General features: G+C 61.5%; 15 protein-coding genes. 2 read left to right on the forward strand and 13 right to left on the reverse strand.

Translation table 11 applies throughout. The features are described 5' to 3' along the window. From ACP7B1_RS06755 to topA, 6 genes are all read right to left on the reverse strand, one after another. Positions 1–308: ABC transporter substrate-binding protein (locus ACP7B1_RS06755; protein ID WP_426136890.1), on the reverse strand; the 308-nt coding region annotated here is incomplete at its 3' end. 330 nt (positions 309–638) lie between these two features. Continuing rightward, positions 639–1,817 carry an MFS transporter gene (locus tag ACP7B1_RS06760; RefSeq protein ID WP_346307232.1) on the reverse strand — a complete coding sequence of 393 codons (1,179 nt, stop codon included), beginning with the start codon at positions 1,815–1,817 and terminating at the stop codon, positions 639–641. A 3-nt stretch (positions 1,818–1,820) separates the two neighbouring features. After that, positions 1,821–2,582, reverse strand: coding sequence for an NUDIX hydrolase (locus ACP7B1_RS06765; RefSeq protein WP_426136811.1), 762 nt, complete (start codon positions 2,580–2,582; stop codon positions 1,821–1,823). Then, on the reverse strand, positions 2,557–2,988 hold the full coding sequence (locus ACP7B1_RS06770) for a DUF983 domain-containing protein (RefSeq protein ID WP_346307231.1): 432 nt from the start codon (positions 2,986–2,988) through the stop codon (positions 2,557–2,559). Before ACP7B1_RS06770 ends, ACP7B1_RS06765 begins: the two co-directional genes overlap by 26 nt. After that, positions 2,985–5,309, reverse strand: a complete 2,325-nt coding sequence (gene rnr / locus ACP7B1_RS06775) for a ribonuclease R (RefSeq protein ID WP_426136813.1) — start codon at positions 5,307–5,309, stop codon at positions 2,985–2,987. Before rnr ends, ACP7B1_RS06770 begins: the two co-directional genes overlap by 4 nt. An 11-nt stretch (positions 5,310–5,320) precedes the next feature. Further along, a complete protein-coding gene (gene topA, locus ACP7B1_RS06780; RefSeq protein ID WP_346307230.1) occupies positions 5,321–7,927 on the reverse strand; it encodes a type I DNA topoisomerase in 2,607 nt (868 codons plus the stop codon). A 351-nt stretch (positions 7,928–8,278) separates the two neighbouring features. On the opposite strand from topA, the gene ACP7B1_RS06785 reads away from it, so the two are divergent. Next, positions 8,279–8,479, forward strand: coding sequence for a hypothetical protein (locus ACP7B1_RS06785; protein ID WP_346307229.1), 201 nt, complete (start codon positions 8,279–8,281; stop codon positions 8,477–8,479). Here ACP7B1_RS06785 and dprA read toward each other — a convergent pair. From dprA to ACP7B1_RS06820, 7 genes are all read right to left on the reverse strand, one after another. Beyond that, positions 8,453–9,580 (reverse strand): DNA-processing protein DprA, encoded by a 1,128-nt coding sequence (gene dprA, locus ACP7B1_RS06790; RefSeq protein ID WP_426136815.1) that lies wholly within the window; start codon positions 9,578–9,580, stop codon positions 8,453–8,455. The genes ACP7B1_RS06785 and dprA overlap by 27 nt on opposite strands. After that, positions 9,577–10,185 (reverse strand): glycerol-3-phosphate 1-O-acyltransferase PlsY, encoded by a 609-nt coding sequence (gene plsY, locus ACP7B1_RS06795; RefSeq protein ID WP_346307227.1) that lies wholly within the window; start codon positions 10,183–10,185, stop codon positions 9,577–9,579. Before plsY ends, dprA begins: the two co-directional genes overlap by 4 nt. Positions 10,186–10,207: 22 nt before the next feature. Beyond that, a complete protein-coding gene (locus ACP7B1_RS06800; RefSeq protein ID WP_346307226.1) occupies positions 10,208–11,494 on the reverse strand; it encodes a dihydroorotase in 1,287 nt (428 codons plus the stop codon). Further along, positions 11,491–12,456, reverse strand: a complete 966-nt coding sequence (locus ACP7B1_RS06805; protein WP_403173316.1) for an aspartate carbamoyltransferase catalytic subunit — start codon at positions 12,454–12,456, stop codon at positions 11,491–11,493. The genes ACP7B1_RS06800 and ACP7B1_RS06805 overlap by 4 nt, the downstream gene beginning before the upstream one ends. 85 nt (positions 12,457–12,541) lie before the next feature. Then, on the reverse strand, positions 12,542–13,327 hold the full coding sequence (locus ACP7B1_RS06810) for an ABC transporter ATP-binding protein (RefSeq protein WP_346307225.1): 786 nt from the start codon (positions 13,325–13,327) through the stop codon (positions 12,542–12,544). Further along, positions 13,324–14,100: an ABC transporter permease gene (locus ACP7B1_RS06815; RefSeq protein WP_346307224.1), complete on the reverse strand. Its 777-nt coding sequence runs from the start codon at positions 14,098–14,100 to the stop codon at positions 13,324–13,326. The genes ACP7B1_RS06810 and ACP7B1_RS06815 overlap by 4 nt, the downstream gene beginning before the upstream one ends. A 66-nt stretch (positions 14,101–14,166) precedes the next feature. Next, complete coding sequence (locus ACP7B1_RS06820) at positions 14,167–15,114, reverse strand: ABC transporter substrate-binding protein (RefSeq protein WP_346307223.1); 948 nt, start codon at positions 15,112–15,114, stop codon at positions 14,167–14,169. Between the two features lie 281 nt (positions 15,115–15,395). Between ACP7B1_RS06820 and ACP7B1_RS06825 the strand changes: the two genes are divergently transcribed. Further along, a complete protein-coding gene (locus tag ACP7B1_RS06825; RefSeq protein WP_223615157.1) occupies positions 15,396–17,027 on the forward strand; it encodes an acyl-CoA dehydrogenase family protein in 1,632 nt (543 codons plus the stop codon). The last annotated feature ends 371 nt before the right edge of the window (positions 17,028–17,398 follow it).

Here is a 17,398-nt window from a genome sequence, read left to right on the forward strand (position 1 = left end):
TCCGCGGTGACGGGCGAGCCGTCCGACCAGTTGGCATTGGCGCGGATTTTGAAGGTATAGACCGTGCCGTCGTCGGAGACAGTCCAGCTCTCGGCCGCGCCCGGCACGATCTTGCCGGCAGGATCATAGCTGGTCAGACCTTCATAGAGGTCTTTCAGGATGAATGCCTCGATTTCAAGCGAGGTCTGGGACGGATCCAGCGTTTGCGGCTCGCCGGAATTGCCGCGGTGCAGAACCGCTTCGGCAAGCGCCGGGCCTGCCGCCAGCACAAGCGAACCGGCAAGCAGGGCGGCGCAGACGCTGCTCATCAGATGAATACGGAATTTGGACAAACGATCAGAACGCGCGGAAATCGTCGCAGCTGTGGCATGAAAAGACATGAAATATGGTTCCCGATATAAACGTCGTTTGAAATGAAAAAATCAAAAAGAAAATGTGAGACAAATAGAGTTGCAATGACGCTTAATAGTCAAGTGCAAAATATATGGGCAAAGCTTTCAGTTGCAAATTTTGACAGCAAATTTGACTAAAGTATTACGAAGCACTGTCCGTTTTTCTCTCATAAATAGAAATGGCAAGCGAGTTCTACTTTGCAATGTATCCCTGGGTGATTCTCCGAGAAGAGAACAATGTACGCCCTAATTCCTGCGTCTTATCAGCCGCGAACCGACCAGAAGCGCGTAACCGGCGAAGAATATTGCCAGCGACACCGCAAATCCGCCGGGGCCCATCGCATCCATGCCAAGCCCCAGCGCCTGCGGACCCACCAGCATGCCGACGGCGTAGCAGAACACGAACGCCGCATTGGCCGAGGCGAGTTCGCGCCCGGTGAGCTGCGAGCCCAAATGCGCAAGGCCGACCGTATAAAGCCCGGCCACCACACCGCCCCAGATGAAGAACAGGCCGGCCACCAGATACCAGTTGGCGGTGATGAAGGGCAGGATGCACATGCCGGCAAGGCCGACCAGCGCGCAGACAAGCAGGATCTTGCGGCGGTCCTGCACATGGTCGCTGAGCAGGCCGATCGGGATCTGCATCAGCACATTGCCAAGACCGATCGTGGTCAGGAGCAGGGCGGCATCCGCCTCGCTGTAGCCGATGCGCGAGCCGTAGACCGGAAACAGCGCAAAGCCGCCGGTTTCCACCGCGCCGAACACGAAGACGGCCGCCGTCGCCGTCGGCACCGCCCAGATGAAGGGCGCGAAGGGCACATGTTCTTCCTCGTGAAAATCGGGGCTTTCCTTCCAGGCAAGGAGAACGGGGAGCATGGCGAAGATGATGATGCCGAAGCCGACGGCGAACGGCGTGATGCCGGTGCTGCCGATGCGCGAAAACAGCCAGGGCCCGAGCGCAAAGCCCATGGACAGCACCGTGGCGTAGACGCCGAGCACCAGCCCGCGTTTTTCTGGCGGCGCGGCGGTGTTGATCCAGTATTCCGACAGGATGAACAGCATGGTCAGGGCGAAATGCAGGAAGACGCGCAGCACCACCCAGACCCAGAAATCGCTGAAGACATAGAAGCCGAAGAAGGAGCAGGCGCCGATCAGAAGCATCAGCAGCAGGGTCGGCACCACGCCGAGCCGCGCGGCGATGGAGGCGGCGAAGGGCGCGGCAACGATGGAGGCGATGCCGGCAACCGCCGCATTGAGGCCGATCATCGTGGCGGAGTGGCCGCGATTTTCCAGGATGACGCTGAGCAGCGGGATGCCGAGGCCGATGGCGACACCGACGGCACTGATCGTCGCGATGGCCGCAACAAGGGCGCGCCAGGATGACCGGACCACGATCTGGTCGGACGTCTTCTGCATTGCATCCATGAACTAGAAGACCTCTCGGACGAAGCGCCCGTATTTCATGCGGTATTCAACGACGGTGTGGCCGGGTTCCAGGGCCGGATTGGTCTCCAGCACCGCCTGCGCCTCCTGGATGATGGCGCGGGTGATCGTCGGAATATCGAGCTTCAGGGCGTCGTTGAAGGGCAGCCAGCACAACTCCTCGAGCTCCAGCGACGGTCCGGTGCCTTCCGGCAGGCTGTCGGCCACCGCTTCGCGGAAGGCCATGAAAAAGCGCGTGTCGAAGCGGCGCGAGCCGCCGGGCGGCGTGGTGGCGCGGGCAAAATAGCGCATGGCCGAAAGGTCGGGCAGGATACCGCGCTGGTCAAAGGCCGCCCAGTCGGGGTGGCCGATGGCGGCGGGTGCGTGCCGGCCGAGGAACAGCCCGGCTTCCTCAAACGTCTCGCGGATGGCGGAAAGGGCGAGGGCGCGGCAGCGCTGGGTGCTGGGGCGCGTGCCCATGCCCTTCAAAAGATTGCCCTCGTCGGCCGGCGTCAGCTCGCCGAAGGCGGCAATCCGGCCGTCGGCCCGTTCGGTGCGCCCGCCCGGAAACACGAATTTCCCCGGCATGAAGACATGGCGCATGTGGCGCCGGCCCATGAGGATGCGCACATCCTTGCCCGTGCGGTCAACGAGCAGCAGCGATGCGGCATCGCGCGGCCGCAGGCGGGCATGTGCGGCTTTGGCAGGCGCGGATTTGTCGAGGTCGCTCAATGGCATCGTGTCACCGTTCCGGCGGTTCCAGCTCATCGGTTTCGCCGCCGAAACCATGCATGTAGTTGGCCCATTGCAATCCAATGATCGCGCCCTTTATCGGTTGGAGCAGGGCGATGGACATGGCAACCGTGAGGGGTGCCCAGATTGCCAGATGCACCCAGCTTGAAAGCAGGACGAGCGTTTCCACCGCGAGGAATCCGCCCAGCACAATATGGCCTACAATTGTGATGGTTATATAAGCAGGAAAATCATCGGCTTGCTGGTGGGTATAGTCCTCGCCGCAGACGGCGCAGCGGTCGACCGATTTGACGAAGGCGCGGAACAGTTTTCCTTCGCCGCAATGCGGGCAGCGGCCGCGAAAGCCGCGCCACATGGCCTGACCGACCGGGCGGGCGGGTCTTGCCGGGGCCGTATCCGCACCAAAAATATGTTCCGTCATCCCTTACCTCTTCGCCCGCCGCGGGAAAACCCGCCCGGACGTTTCTGGCTTCCGCGCGCAAAACGCTTGGCCTTGTGGTGCGAGCGCACGCCGCTTGGAACGGCATGCGGTTCGGTCAGCATTTCGAACCGCAATGCACCCGCCACCGGCAGGGCCTCGATCAGGCGCACATCGACGATATCGCCCAGCCGGAAGCCCTTGCCGCTTCTTTCGCCCGAAAGGGCATGGTTGGTTTCGTCGTAAAGATAGTAATCATCGCCGAGGGTTGAAATGGGAATAAAGCCATCGGCACCATATGTCGCAAGGGCAACGAACAGCCCGGCCTTGGTCACGCCGGAAATCCGCCCCTGGAAACTGCTGCCGACCTGTCCGGCGAGGTGATGGGCGATCAGCCGGTCGACCGTGTCACGCTCGGCCGCCATGGCGCGCCGCTCCGAGGTGGAAATCAGCGCGGCGATCTCCGGAAGATCTTCCTCTTCCTTATGGGTTATGCCGTCGGGGCCGAGCGCCAGCGCCGCGATCAGCGCGCGATGCACGATCAGGTCGGCGTAACGGCGGATCGGCGAAGTGAAGTGCGCATATTTCTGCAGGTTGAGACCGAAGTGGCCAATATTCTCGGGGTTGTATTCCGCCTGCGACTGCGAGCGCAGGACGACCTGGTTGACCAGTTCCTGCTGTTCGCTGCCTTCGACGCGCTTGAGAATATGGTTGAACTGGTTCGGGCGCAGTTCGGCGCCGCGCGCCAGCGAAATATCCAGCGTGCGCAAAAACTCGCGCAGAATTTCCTGCTTGGCCAGCGAGGGCGCATCGTGGATGCGGAAGATCAGCGGCTGGCGCTTGCGCTCCAGCGTTTCGGCGGCGGCGACATTGGCCTGGATCATGAATTCTTCGATGAGCTTGTGCGCATCGAGCCGCGGCGGAATCACCACCTTGTCGACCTTGCCTTCCGGCGTCAGCAGGATTTTCTTTTCCGGCAGGTCGAGTTCCAGCGGTTCGCGTGAATCGCGCCCGCGCTTGAGTACGGCATAGGCTGCCCAGAGCGGCTTCAGGATGCTGTCGAGAATGGGCGCTGTCTTCTCGTCGGTCGCACCATCAATGGCGGCTTGTGCCTGCGGATAGGACAGGCGCGCATGCGAGCGCATCATGATGCGGTGAAATGTGTGCGAAATCTTGCGCCCGTCGGCACCGAAAATCATGCGCACGGCAAGGGCGGGGCGGTCGACCAGTTCCTTCAGCGAGCACAGGTCGTTGGAAATGCGCTCGGGCAGCATGGGAACGACGCGGTCGGGAAAATAGACCGAATTGCCGCGCTTCAATGCTTCCCGGTCCAGCGCCGAACCCGGCGTGATGTAGGCGGCGACATCGGCGATGGCGACGGTTGCGATGAAGCCGCCGGGATTCTTCTCGTCCGTGTCCGCTTCGGCGCAGACGGCATCGTCGTGATCCTTGGCGTCGGCCGGATCGATGGTGACGAGCGGCACGTGCCGCCAGTCCTCCCGGTGCGCCATGGTGGCGGGCTTGGCCTTTTCCGCCTCGGCAATGACGCTGTCGGGAAACACATGCGGAATTTCGTGCTCGTGGATGGCGATCATCGACAGCGCCCGCTCGCTGGCAACGGAGCCGATGATCTGGCTGATCCGGGCAAGCGCCAGCCCGTAGCGGCCGATCTTGCTTACTTCGACTTCAACGAGGTCGTTCGCCTTGGCATTGTTCAGTTGGGCCGGGTCGACGGAAAGCTCGGCCTGCCGCCGCTCCACCGGTTCGATCCGCCATTCGCCATTGTCGAGATGGCGCAGTACGCCCAGCACCGCATCCTTGCGGTGTTCGATGCGCTTGATGATGCGGGCCGTATAGGCCGGACCGCTCGGATCGGCGCCCTGGAAAATGCGGGCGAGAACGCGGTCGCCGACGCCGGGCGTCGGGCCCTTCTGGTTGCGCGAGGCGCGGATGAAAACGGTAGGCGGCCGATCCTCGTGATCAGCCGGCCATTCGGCCGGCTTGGCAATCAGCCCGCCATCGCCGTCACGTCCGGTGATATCAAGAACCGCAACGCTCGGCAGGCTGCCGGGAACGGCAAGGCGCTTTGCCCGCTTTTCCACCAGGCCGTCATCGGCCAGATCGCGCAGAATGTCTTTCAGGCCGATGCGTGCATCGCCCTTGAGGTTGAAAGCCTTGGCAATATCGCGTTTGCCCGCGCGGTCCGGATTCTCCTTGATGAACTGGAGAATTTCCTCGCGGCCCGGCAGATAGGGCTCGCGACCGGTGTCTGCGGAACTGGCAGGCCGCTTTTTTCCTTTGGGTGGAGAGATACGGCGTGCCAATGTTCGGGTCCTTAACTAGCTTTTTTCGTCGCCGCCTTTTTGGCGGCTGGTTTCTTGGCGGCGGGCTTTTTCGCCGCGGGCTTGCGGGCAGGGGCTTTCTTGGTGCCCTTGGCCCCGGCCTTCTCGGTGATCAGGAGCAAGGCTTCCTCGACGGTGACGGTTGCCGGGTCCTTGCCCTTCGGCAGGGTCGCATTGACCTTGCCCCAATTGACATAGGGACCGTATTTGCCGTCGCGCACGGTGATTGGCCCGCCATCGGGATGCTCGCCCAGCTCTTTTAGCGCCGCCGGTGTGCCGCGCCCGCGGCCCGGGCCCTTGGCCAGCTTTTCCGCCAGCACGGTGACAGCGCGGTTGAGGCCGATGGAGAACACGTCCTCTGCGCTTTCCAGATTGGCATAGGTGCCGTCATGCGAGAGGTAAGGGCCATACCGGCCGATACCCGCCGAAATCATCTTGGCCGATTCGGGATGCTGTCCGACATCCCGTGGCAGGGACAGCAGCGCCAGCGCCTTTTCATGGTCCATGGCGTCGATGGTCCAGCCCTTTGGCAGGCTGGCGCGCTTGGCTTCCTTGCCGTCGCCGCGCTGCACATAGGGGCCGAAACGGCCGTTGCGCACGCTGACGTCCTCGTCCGTATAGGGATCCTTGCCGAGCACCTTCGGCTCGTCGCCATTGCCGTTCTCACCAGAGGCTTCGCTGCCGCCGAGCTGACGGGTGAACTTGCATTCCGGATAGTTCGAGCAGCCGACGAACGCGCCGTACTTGCCGAGCTTTAGCGAGAGATTGCCGGTTCCGCAGACCTGGCAGATGCGCGGGTCGCTGCCGTCTTCGCGCGGCGGGAAGACGAGCGGGCCGAGCTGGTCGTTCAGCGCATCGAGAACATTGGTGACGCGCAGTTCCTTGATGCCGTCGACCGAACCGAAGAAATCGGTCCAGAAGTCGCGCAGGACATCCTTCCAGCGCAGCTTGCCGTCGGAAATCTCGTCGAGCTTTTCCTCCAGATCGGCGGTGAAATCATATTCCACGTAACGCTGGAAAAAGCTCTCGAGGAAGGCAATGACCAGACGGCCCTTGGCTTCGGGAATGAGCTTGCGCTTTTCGATGGTGATGTATTCGCGGTCGCGCAGGGTGGCGAGGGTCGCCGCATAGGTCGAGGGACGGCCGATGCCGAGCTCTTCCATCCGCTTGATCAGCGTGGCTTCCGAATAGCGCGGCGGCGGTTCGGTCGAATGCTGCGTCGCGTTGATCTTTTCGCGGGCGAGGGCCTCGCCGGCACGGATTTCGGGCAGGCGGGCACCGTCCTCATCGACATCCTCTTCCTCGCGGTGATCCACATAGGCACCGAGGAACCCGTCAAACTTCACCACGGAGCCATTGGCCCGCAGCTGGGCAAAATTTGAACCGTTCTGCGCGTCAATGTCCACGACGGTCCGTTCGATATCGGCCGACTGCATCTGGCTGGCGATGGCGCGCTTCCAGATCAGCTCATAGAGCCGCGCCTGGTCGGCATCGAGGAACTGGCGCACATCCTTCGGGTGGCGGTTGAAATCGGTCGGGCGGATGGCTTCGTGCGCTTCCTGGGCGTTTTTCGCCTTGGTCGAGTAGAAGCGCGGCTTCTCCGGCACGTATTTTTCGCCGAATACCTTGCTGATCGTCTGGCGGGCGGCCTGAACCGCTTCCGGCGCCATCTGCACGCCGTCCGTACGCATATAGGTGATCAGACCGGCGGTCTCGCCGCCAAGATCCATACCCTCATACAGCCGCTGGGCGATCTGCATGGTGCGCGAGGCCGAGAAGCCGAGCTGGCCGGATGCCGCCTGCTGCAGGGTGGAGGTGGTGAAGGGCGGTCCGGGATTGCGCTTGGTCGGCTTGGCTTCGACGGATGCCGCCTTGAAGCTTGCGCCCTCCAGCATAGTGCGCAGCGCACCGGCCTGTTCGGCGTTCTTGATGTCGAGCTTGGCGAGCTTCTTGCCGTCGACGGAAATCAGCCGCGCTTCGAAGCCGTCATTGCGCGGTGTCTTCAAGAGCGCTGCAATGTTCCAGTACTCTTCGCGCACAAAGCGTTCGATCTCGGCTTCGCGGTCGGCGACGAGCCGCAGGGCGACCGATTGCACGCGGCCGGCGGAGCGGGCGCCGGGCAGTTTGCGCCAGAGCACCGGCGACAGGGTGAAGCCGAAGAGATAGTCAAGCGCACGCCGGGCGAGATAGGCATCCACCAGCGGCATATCGATGTCGCGCGGATTGGCCATGGCGTCGAGCACGGCGTTCTTGGTGATCGCATTGAACACCACGCGCTTGACCGGCTTGGTGCCGATGGCCTTTTTCTGCCGCAGCACTTCCAGGACGTGCCAGGAGATTGCTTCACCCTCGCGATCCGGATCGGTTGCGAGAATGAGGCCGTCACTGTCCTTCAGGGCCTTGACGATATCGCCGAGACGTTTGGCGGATGCCCCGTCGACTTCCCACGACATGGCGAAATCTTCGTCCGGGCGAACGGACCCGTCCTTGGCAGGCAGATCACGGACATGGCCGAACGAGGCCAGAACCGTATAGCCTGAACCCAGATATTTGTTGATTGTTTTAGCCTTGGCGGGCGATTCGACGACGACAACGTTCATTATTGAATTGGGCTTTCCTGCTCTTGTCACATTACAAAAGCACAGTTTTCACTTCGAAACAGGTCTTGTGAAATGAACAGGCTTGCTCGGAACGTCAAGGCCTGTGCGTGAAAAATCGTTAAATGCAACTTAAAGTTGCTATTTGAAATATTGCAATTAATGATATTATCCATGCGTCTCAGGCGCTTTATTGAGAAAGGCAGCGAGTCCCGCCTTTTTTAAGAAAGCGAATCACTATTTGATTGTTTTTGTGGAGGTTCGGACTGGCAAACTGTGAAATCCACCGGATTAAAGACCTATATAATATAACTTTATTTATTTCTGTATAAATGCGTATTTAAGGACGAAGTCATGGGTGAGAACAAGTTCAGTCGGACAGAAAACATAAGATATATTCAGCAAATGCTGGGAGAATTGCGCAGTATGGCCAAGTTGAATGACCTGGACATGCTGGCCTATCTGATCGAGATCGCTTACATCGAAAGCAATGATCTTCTGGCAAAAGAGACAAATATTGTCGCCCCTCTAAAGAAGCGAAACACTTCCACCTGAGTGACGCTGCAGCCGGCCGGCCAGATCGAGTTCGAGCAGAATAAGCGATATGGCCGCCGGATGAATTCCGCTTGTCCTGATGAGGTCGTCGACATCGGCGGGCGTTGGACCCAAAAGGGTGACGATCCGGTCGCGGTCTGTCTCGTTGGGCGGGGGAATGGACGGAAAGGCGGATTCCGGCGCGAAAAACGCCTTATCGTCGAGGGAGGGCCGGTCCACAAGCGGTCCGATGGCCGACAGGATGTCGGCGGTTTCAGTCACGAGAATTGCGCCGTTCTTCAAGAGGGCATTGGTGCCCTTGGCGCGCGGATCGAGCGGCGAACCGGGGACGGCGAAAACCAGGCGGCCGAGTTCTCCGGCGAACCGGGCGCTGATCAGCGAGCCGGATCGCTCCGCCGCCTCGACAACCAGCAGGCCGAGGGAAAGCGCCGCGATGATCCTGTTGCGGCGCGGAAAATCCCGGGCACGCGGCTCCCAGCCGAACGGCATTTCGCTGATGACGGCGCCGCCGCTTGCGGGGATCGCTGCGAAGAGGTCGAGATTATCCGGCGGATAGGGCTTGTCCAGGCCGCCGGCCATGACGGCAACGGTGCCGCTGTCAAGGCTTGCCTCATGCGCCGCCCTGTCGATGCCGCGGGCAAGCCCGGAGATGACGGCATAACCCGCCTGTCCCAATTCCCGTGCAATGATCCGCGTCAGCTTGATCCCGATGAGCGAAGCATTGCGCGCGCCGACAATGGCGACAGCCGGAAGCCGAAACACCGCCGCATCGCCCTTGATCGCCACCAGCGGCGGCGGATTGTCGGCATGGCGCAGATAGCGGGGATAGTCGGGTTCGCCGATACCGGTGAAGACGGCCCCCATGCGCGCGGCCATCGCCATTTCGCGCCGGGCCTCATCGAGGCTGGCAATCCGGATAGGACGGCGGCCACCGCCGCGCCGTACCAGTTCCGGCAGCATTTCCAGAGCGTCGGAAGCCGAGCCGTAGCGCGCAATCAGATGGCGGAAGGTGACCGGGCCGACATTCTCACTGCGGATCAACCGAAGCCAGCTCAGTCGCTGGCTGTCAGAAAGGCGGATGCCTTTCTGATCCTCCGTCACCCCTTGGACCCGATCTTGCCCTCGGTGCCGGCCATGAGGCGCTCGATGTTGGCACGGTGCTTGATGAAGACGATGACCGTCAGGATGAGGAAGAGCAGGGCGATGGCGTGGTAGCCCATGACATAGAGAATGATCGGGGTGGCAACCGCCGCGATCAGCGCCGACAGCGAGGAATAGCGGGTGGTGTAGGCAATGATCAGCCAGATGGCGGCGAAGATCAGCGCCACCTGCCAGACAAGGCCGAGCAGGACGCCGAGATAGGTGGCGACGCCCTTGCCGCCCTTGAATTTCAGCCAGACCGGAAAGATGTGCCCGAGAAAGGCGCCGAGACCGGCGACAATGGCGGCCTGTGGGCTGATGGCGCCGGCAATCAGCACGGCAGCGGTTCCCTTGAACATGTCGAGCAGCAGCGTTGCCGCCGCCAGCTTCTTGTTGCCGGTGCGCAGCACGTTGGTGGCGCCGATATTGCCGGAGCCGATGCTGCGCACGTCGCCGAGGCCCGCGAGCCGTGTCAGGATCAGCCCGAACGGAATGGAGCCGAGCAGGTAGCCCAGGACCAGCGCGGCGAAAAGATATCCTGCCTGCCCGTTGATGAAATCCGACATGCTCTCTTCCCCGGTTTTCTCTTCAGATGGTGAAAACGGACTTGCCCGCCACAAATGTCTGCAGAACGCGGCCCTGGAAACGGGCGCTTTCAAAACAGCTGTTCTTGGAGCGCGACCGCAGCTGTTCTTCCTTCACAATCCACGGCTCGTCAAGATCGACTATGGTCATATCCGCCCGCGCGCCCGGCTTGAGCGTGCCCGCATCGAGGCCGAAAATTTTAGCCGGGCCGCTGGAAAGCGCTTCGACGACGCGGATCAGCGGCACATCGCCATTGTGGTAGAGCCGCAGGGCGGCGCCGAGCAGGGTTTCCAAGCCGATGGCCCCGGCCGCCGCATCGGCGAAGGGCAGGCGCTTGGTGTCGACATCCTGCGGATCGTGCGACGAGACGATGATGTCGATGGTGCCGTTGCGCAGCGCCTCGACCATGGCCAGCCGGTCTTCCTCGAGCCGCAGCGGCGGCTGCAAGCGGAAGAAGGTGCGGAATTCGCCAATGTCATTCTCATTAAGTGAAAGATGGTTGATGGAGACGGCGGCAGTGGCATTGACGCCGTTCTGCTTGGCGCGGGCCACCACCTCGGCGGACATGGCCGTCGAGATTTGCGCGGCGTGATAGGTGCCCTTGGTCAGCGCGGCGAGACGCAGGTCGCGTTCGAGCGGGATGACTTCCGCTTCGCGCGGCGTGCCGGAAAGGCCGAGCCAGCTGGCATAGAGGCCTTCATTCATCACACCCGATATGCCGAGATAGGGATCCTGCGTCTCGTGCGACAGCACAACCCCGAAATCCCTGGCATAGGTGAGGGCGCGGCGTAAGAGCTGCGTATCGGCGATGGAATGGCGCCCTTCCGTGATCGCCACCGCACCCGCCGCACGCAGCAGGCCGATTTCGGTCATTTCCTGGCCCTGCAGCCCCTTGGTGACCGCTGCCGCCGGATAGACATTGACCACGGCCGTATCGCGCGCCGTGCGCCGGACGAATTCGACCAGCGCCACATTGTCGATCACCGGATCGGTGTCCGGCATCATGATGATGGAGGTCACGCCGCCGGCCGCTGCCGCATGGCTGGCCGAGGCGATGGTTTCGCGGTGTTCGCCACCGGGCTCGCCGATGAAGACGCGGGCATCGACGAGGCCCGGCAAGACGGTTTTTCCCGTGCAGTCGATAACGGTCGCCCCTTCGGGCGCACCCTGGTTGCGGGCATCGGCGCCGCTGGCAACGATGCTGCCATCCCTGACGATGATTGTTCCGGTCTCATCGAGACCGCGGGATGGATCGACGATCCGGGCATTGTGCAGAACGGTCGTGCTCATCCCGCTACTCCTTCCGCGTTGCGGCGCGGGTCCAGCAGCGCTTCCATCACCGCCATGCGCACGGCAACGCCCATTTCAACCTGTTCCTGAATGACGCTCTGCGAGCCGTCGGCCACATCCGAGGCGATTTCGACGCCTCGGTTCATCGGGCCGGGATGCATGACCAGCGCGTCGGGCTTGGCATGTTTGAGCTTTTCGCGGTCGAGGCCGTGATAGTGGAAATATTCGCGCACCGACGGCACGAAGGCGCCCGCCATGCGCTCACGCTGCAGGCGCAGCATCATCACCACGTCGGCGTCTTTCAGACCCTCTTCCATCGAGTTGAAAACCTCGACGCCCATCTGGCTGATCCCGGCGGGCAGGAGGGTCGAGGGGGCGATGACGCGCACCCGCGCCCCGAGGGCGTTGAGCAGCAGGATATTGGAGCGGGCCACGCGCGAATGCAGCACGTCGCCGCAGATCGCGACGATCAGCCGGGCAACCTTGCCTTTGGCGCGCCGGATGGTCAGCGCATCGAGCAGGGCCTGCGTCGGGTGTTCATGCGCGCCGTCGCCGGCATTGACCACCGAGCAGCCCACCTTTTGCGCCAGCAGGGCGGCGGCACCGGCGGAGCCATGCCGGATGATCAGGATATCCGGCCGCATCGCATTCAGCGTCATGGCGGTATCAATCAGCGTTTCACCCTTTTTCACCGAGGAATTGCCGACCGACATGTTCATCACATCGGCGCCGAGCCGTTTTCCGGCCAGCTCGAAGGATGATTGTGTTCGGGTGGATGCCTCGAAGAACAGGTTGATCTGCGTCCGCCCGCGCAGGACACTCTTTTTCTTCTCGGACTGGCGCGAAACCGCGATCTCGCTGTCGGCAAGGTCGAGAAGAATATTGATGTCCTCGGGGGAAAGGTTCTTGATGCCAAGCAAATGGCGGTGGGGAAACAGCAGGGGGAGCGTTTTTGATGTCATATCAAGTCCCCCCTATAGGCTTGATGCCGCCGCCCCGCAAGCGTTTGGCAGCATATCCCGCCCTGTTCCCCCTAAAAAATCCGGCTCAATGCGCCTCGGCGGCCAGAATGGCCTCGCTGCGGATTTCTTCCGTCAGCTTCAGCCGCATCCCGGTGAACTCGGGGCTCGCCTTCACCGTATAATGCCGGGGATGGCCGAGCGGCACGGGCATGATGGATTTGATCCGGCCCGGCCGCGCCGACATCGTCACCACCCGCGACGCCATGAAGATTGCTTCCTCGATATCGTGGGTGACGAAGATGACGGTCTTCTGCTCGTGCTCCCAGATGCCAAGCAGCAGTTCCTGCATCAGCCCGCGCGTCTGGTTGTCGAGCGCGCCAAAGGGTTCGTCAAGCAGCAGGATTTTCGGATTGTTGGCGAGCGCCCGGGCAATCGCCGTGCGCTGCTGCATGCCGCCCGACAGCTGCTTCGGCCAGTGGTTCTCGAAACCGCGCAGGCCCACCTTGTCGATATAGGAAGCGACGATGTCGCGCCTTTCCTTTTCGCCGATCCCGCGTTCGCGCAGGCCGAAGCCGATGTTCTGCTCGATCGTCAGCCACGGAAACAGCGTATAGGACTGGAACACAACGCCGCGATCCGCGCCTGGGCCCGTCACTTCCTGCCCGTCGAGTGTCACGGTGCCGCTGGTCGGCCGGTCGAGCCCGGCGACGATACGCAGGAGCGTGGACTTGCCGCATCCGGACGGTCCGAGGATCGAGACGAAGTCGTTATGCGCAACCGTGAGGTCGGTGGGCTGCAGCGCCTCGGTCGGCTTGCCGCCGTGCACGCCCGGAAAAATGCGGCTGACGCCTTTGATGACGAGCGTGCTCATGCGAGCCTCCAGGCGAAAAGCCGGCGATTGACCGATTTGAACATGAAATCCGAAATCAGGCCGATGACACCGATAACGATGATGCCGAAAATGATCTGTCCGGTGGCAAGCAGCGCCTGGCTGTTGATGATCATGTAGCCGATGCCGGAGGATGCACCGATCATTTCGGCGACAATGACATAGGTCCACGCCCAACCGAGCACCAGCCGCAATGTTTCGGCGATATCCGGCGCATTGGCCGGAATGAGGACACGCTTGACGATGCCGCGATCATTGGCGCCGAGCGTATAGGCGGCTTCCACCAGATCGCGGCGCGTATTGGCGACGGCCACGGCCACCATCAGGATGATCTGAAACACCGCGCCGATGAAAATCACCAGCAGCTTCTGCATCTCGCCGATACCTGCCCACAGGATCAGGAGCGGAATGAAGGCCGAGGCGGGAAGATACCGGGCAAAGGAGACGAAGGGTTCCAGCATGGCCTCGATGGGCTTGTAGGCGCCCATGGCAATGCCGAGGGGAACGGCGATGATGGCAGCGATGACAAAGCCGCCGACAACCCGCCAGATCGTCATGCCGATATCGTAGAGAAAATTCTGCTGGGACAACAGGAGCCAGCCGTCATGCAGCATGGTCAGGGGATCGGCGAGGAATGTGCTGGATACGAAGCCGCCGAAGGTTGCGGCGGACCATGCCGCAATGAACAGGATAAAGAAGAGGACGCCAAGCAGGACGCGTGACGACGCCCCGATCGGCTGGAGAGGTTGAACCATGAGTGTTCCGATGCAAATGAGAAAGGAGAACGCGGTGTTGCCCGCGTTCTCCTGAAAAACGGCGGATTACTTGATGAAGCTGGTATCGACGATGGTGCTGATATCCGGCTTCTTCTTGATGACGCCGATTTCAAGCAAAAGGTCTGCCGCCTCGTCGGAGAATTTGGCAAAATCCTTCTCGAAGAAGGCCTGGTTGGCTGCCTTGTCCTGCCAGCGCAGATATTGCGCGGAATTGCCGAACACCTCTGCCGTCTGCTTCACGTCGGCACCCATGATCGCGTAGGCCTTGTCTTTGTCGGCTGCGATCAGCTCGAGCGCGTCGAAATAGCTCTTGGCGAAGGCCTTGGCCGCTTCCGGATTCTTTTCGAGGAATGCATTGGTGCAGCCAAAAGTGTCCATCACGACGGGATAATCCAGCGTGGTGGCGATGATCTTGCCCTTGTCCGGGGCGGCGCGCACGGTGGACAGATAGGGCTCATACGTCATCGCCGCGTCGTTCTGCCCGGCGACAAAGGCCTGGGCCGCCGGTCCCGGCTCGAGATTGACGACCTTCACGTCCTTCAGCGACAGGCCGTTGTGCTTCAGCATCCATGCCAGGACGAAATAGGGCGATGTGCCGGGCGCCGATGCGGCGATGGCCTTGCCCTTGAGGTCGGAAATCTTGGCGACATCGCTGCGCACGACCATGCCGTCGGCGCCGAATGACTTGTCCATCTGGAAAATCTGCTTGGTGGCGACGCCATTGGCGTTCCAGGCGATCCAGGTTTCCACCGTGGTGGCGGCGCACTGCACGTCGCCCGATGCCAGCGCCAGATGGCGGCTTGCCTGCGGAATCTTGGTCAGCGTGACGTCAAGGCCGTTCTTCTTGAAGATGCCGGCCTCCTTGGCCAGCGTCAGCGGGGCAAAGCCGGTCCAGCCGGACAGGCCGACGGAAACCGCCGTGTCCGCCTGTGACGGGACGGCGGATGCCAGAAGTGCCGCGCATGCAGCGCCGAGATACCATTTGAATTTCATCTGATTGACCCCTTTGTTCATTTTTTTGGCACGATGAATATAGAGGCATGATAGGCAGGCAGCTTTTCATTTGTCTAGACATAAGCTTGCACCCGGATACAGAAAAAGCTGCCTGAGACATTTTGCATCGGCGCCGTCATTCGGCTAGAAGAAGATGGATCGGTTAACCGCTTGTCAGAACCTTCATTCCATAAATGCGCGACTCAAGATTGCGGCGCTGACGTGTTCGGATGAAACGGGCCATGCCGTAAAGACAGCTCATATTGGATCAGGATATTTTCTTGAAAACCCACGACGTTCTCAACCAGACACCCTCCATGATCGGCCTCAACGCCTATCTCGGCGATCCGTTGCTGATGCAGATCACCAAGCGGTTTCCGCAGGCGACCCGGACGGAGCTGGAACAAAGCGGTCGGTTTGTCCTGTCCGGTGATGCGCAGGATCTGGCGCGGCTCGCCAATACGGAAACGCCCAAGCTGCGCACCCATGACCGCCAGGGCTTTCGCGTCGATGTCGTCGATTACCATCCGGCCTATCATGCGCTGATGCGCCGTTCCGTGGCGCAGGGCCTGCATTCATCGATCTGGGAGGATGGCCCGACGGAAAACGGCCTGCGCCATCAGGCGCGCACGGCGCGCTTCTATACGGCAGCGCAGCTGGAATGCGGGCATCTCTGCCCGATTACCATGACCAGCGCGTCGCTGGCGGCCTTGATGTCGTCGCCAAGCCTGTACCGCGAGTGGTCACCGCTGGTCCTGCCGCGCAAATATGATTCCAGCAACAAGTCCCCGGCCAAGAAGGCAAGCCTGACGCTCGGCATGGGCATGACGGAGAAGCAGGGCGGCACGGATGTGCGCACCAATACGACGCGCGCCGAACCCGCCGGCAGCGGTTTTTACCGGATTACCGGCCACAAATGGTTCATGTCGGCGCCGATGTCCGATGCGTTCCTGGTGCTGGCGCAGGCGCGGGAAGGCTTGTCCTGTTTCCTCGTGCCGCGCATCCTGCCCGACGGATCATCCAACGGCTTCCGCTTCCAGCGCCTGAAGGACAAGCTCGGCAACCGCTCCAATGCATCGTCCGAAGTCGAATTCGACAATGCGCTGGGCCAGATGGTCGGCGGTCCGGGCGACGGTGTCAAAACCATCATCGACATGGTGACGCTGACGCGGCTGGACTGTGCCATCGCCTCGGCCGGGATGATGCGTGCCGGTCTTGCCGAGGCGGTGCACCATGCACGCCATCGCATCGTGTTTGACGGGCCGCTGTTCGACAAGCCGCTGATGCTGCGCGTCATGGCCGACATGGCGCTGGATGTGGCCGGCGCGACGGCGCTGACCTTCCGGCTGGCCCGCGCCTTCGACAATGCGGCGCAGAATCGCGGCGAGGCGGCCTTTGCCCGGGTGATGACCCCTGTGGTGAAATACTGGGTTGCCAAGATCGCCCCCGCCTTGCTGTACGAGGCGATGGAATGCCTCGGCGGCAATGGCTATATCGAGGAGGGCAATCTCGCCCGCCATTACCGCGAAGCCCCGGTCAATGCCATCTGGGAAGGCTCCGGCAATGTCATGGCGCTGGACGTGCTGCGCGTTCTCAAGCGCGGGCCGCAGCTGTTCGACGAGGTGCTGAACTGGATCGGCGCCCAGCTCGGGCGTGGCGGGCAGGGCACGGTCGAGGTGCTGCGCGCCGCCATGCGTGTTGCGGAAAACGACGAGGGCGCTGCGCGTATCCTGACCGAACAACTGGCACTGGCCGCAGCGGGCGCGGAACTGCGGCACCTGCACTCTGAAGATATCGCCGATGCGTTCATCGAAACCCGCCTCGGCGGGCAGTGGCGCACCACCTACGGCATGCTCGATGCCCGTCACAACGCCAAGAGCATCGTCAACTCGCTCTATCCCCCGGCCAACTGAGCGCCGTTTCTGCGGGCATAGCCGTCGTGCGTGGTTCGACAAGCTCACCATGAGGGAGGGTGAGGATTGCAGGGAGCTTTATCCTGCAATGTTTCCGATTGGCTTTGCAGCCCACTCATCTCCCTCACGGTGAGCTTCCTGAGCTTGTCGAAGGGCGAACCACGCATAACGCACAGTGCCCGCTGTTTTTCTGCGCGCCTGCACACCGCTTTTGTCAAATATTCCCATCGACCGTGGATCAGCCCTCTTTCAAGTCCAAAAACTGCCCCGGCTAATACCTTCAATTTTAATAAAATTTTTTTAAATTAACCTTAACAAACGGTTTACGTTGCGCCTAAACTCTTAGCAGATATCAATGTGATTCGAAAATA

It is taken from the genome of Phyllobacterium sp. SL163, from assembly GCF_049896885.1.
In the GTDB taxonomy this organism is placed as follows: Bacteria; Pseudomonadota; Alphaproteobacteria; order Rhizobiales; family Rhizobiaceae; genus Phyllobacterium; species Phyllobacterium calauticae.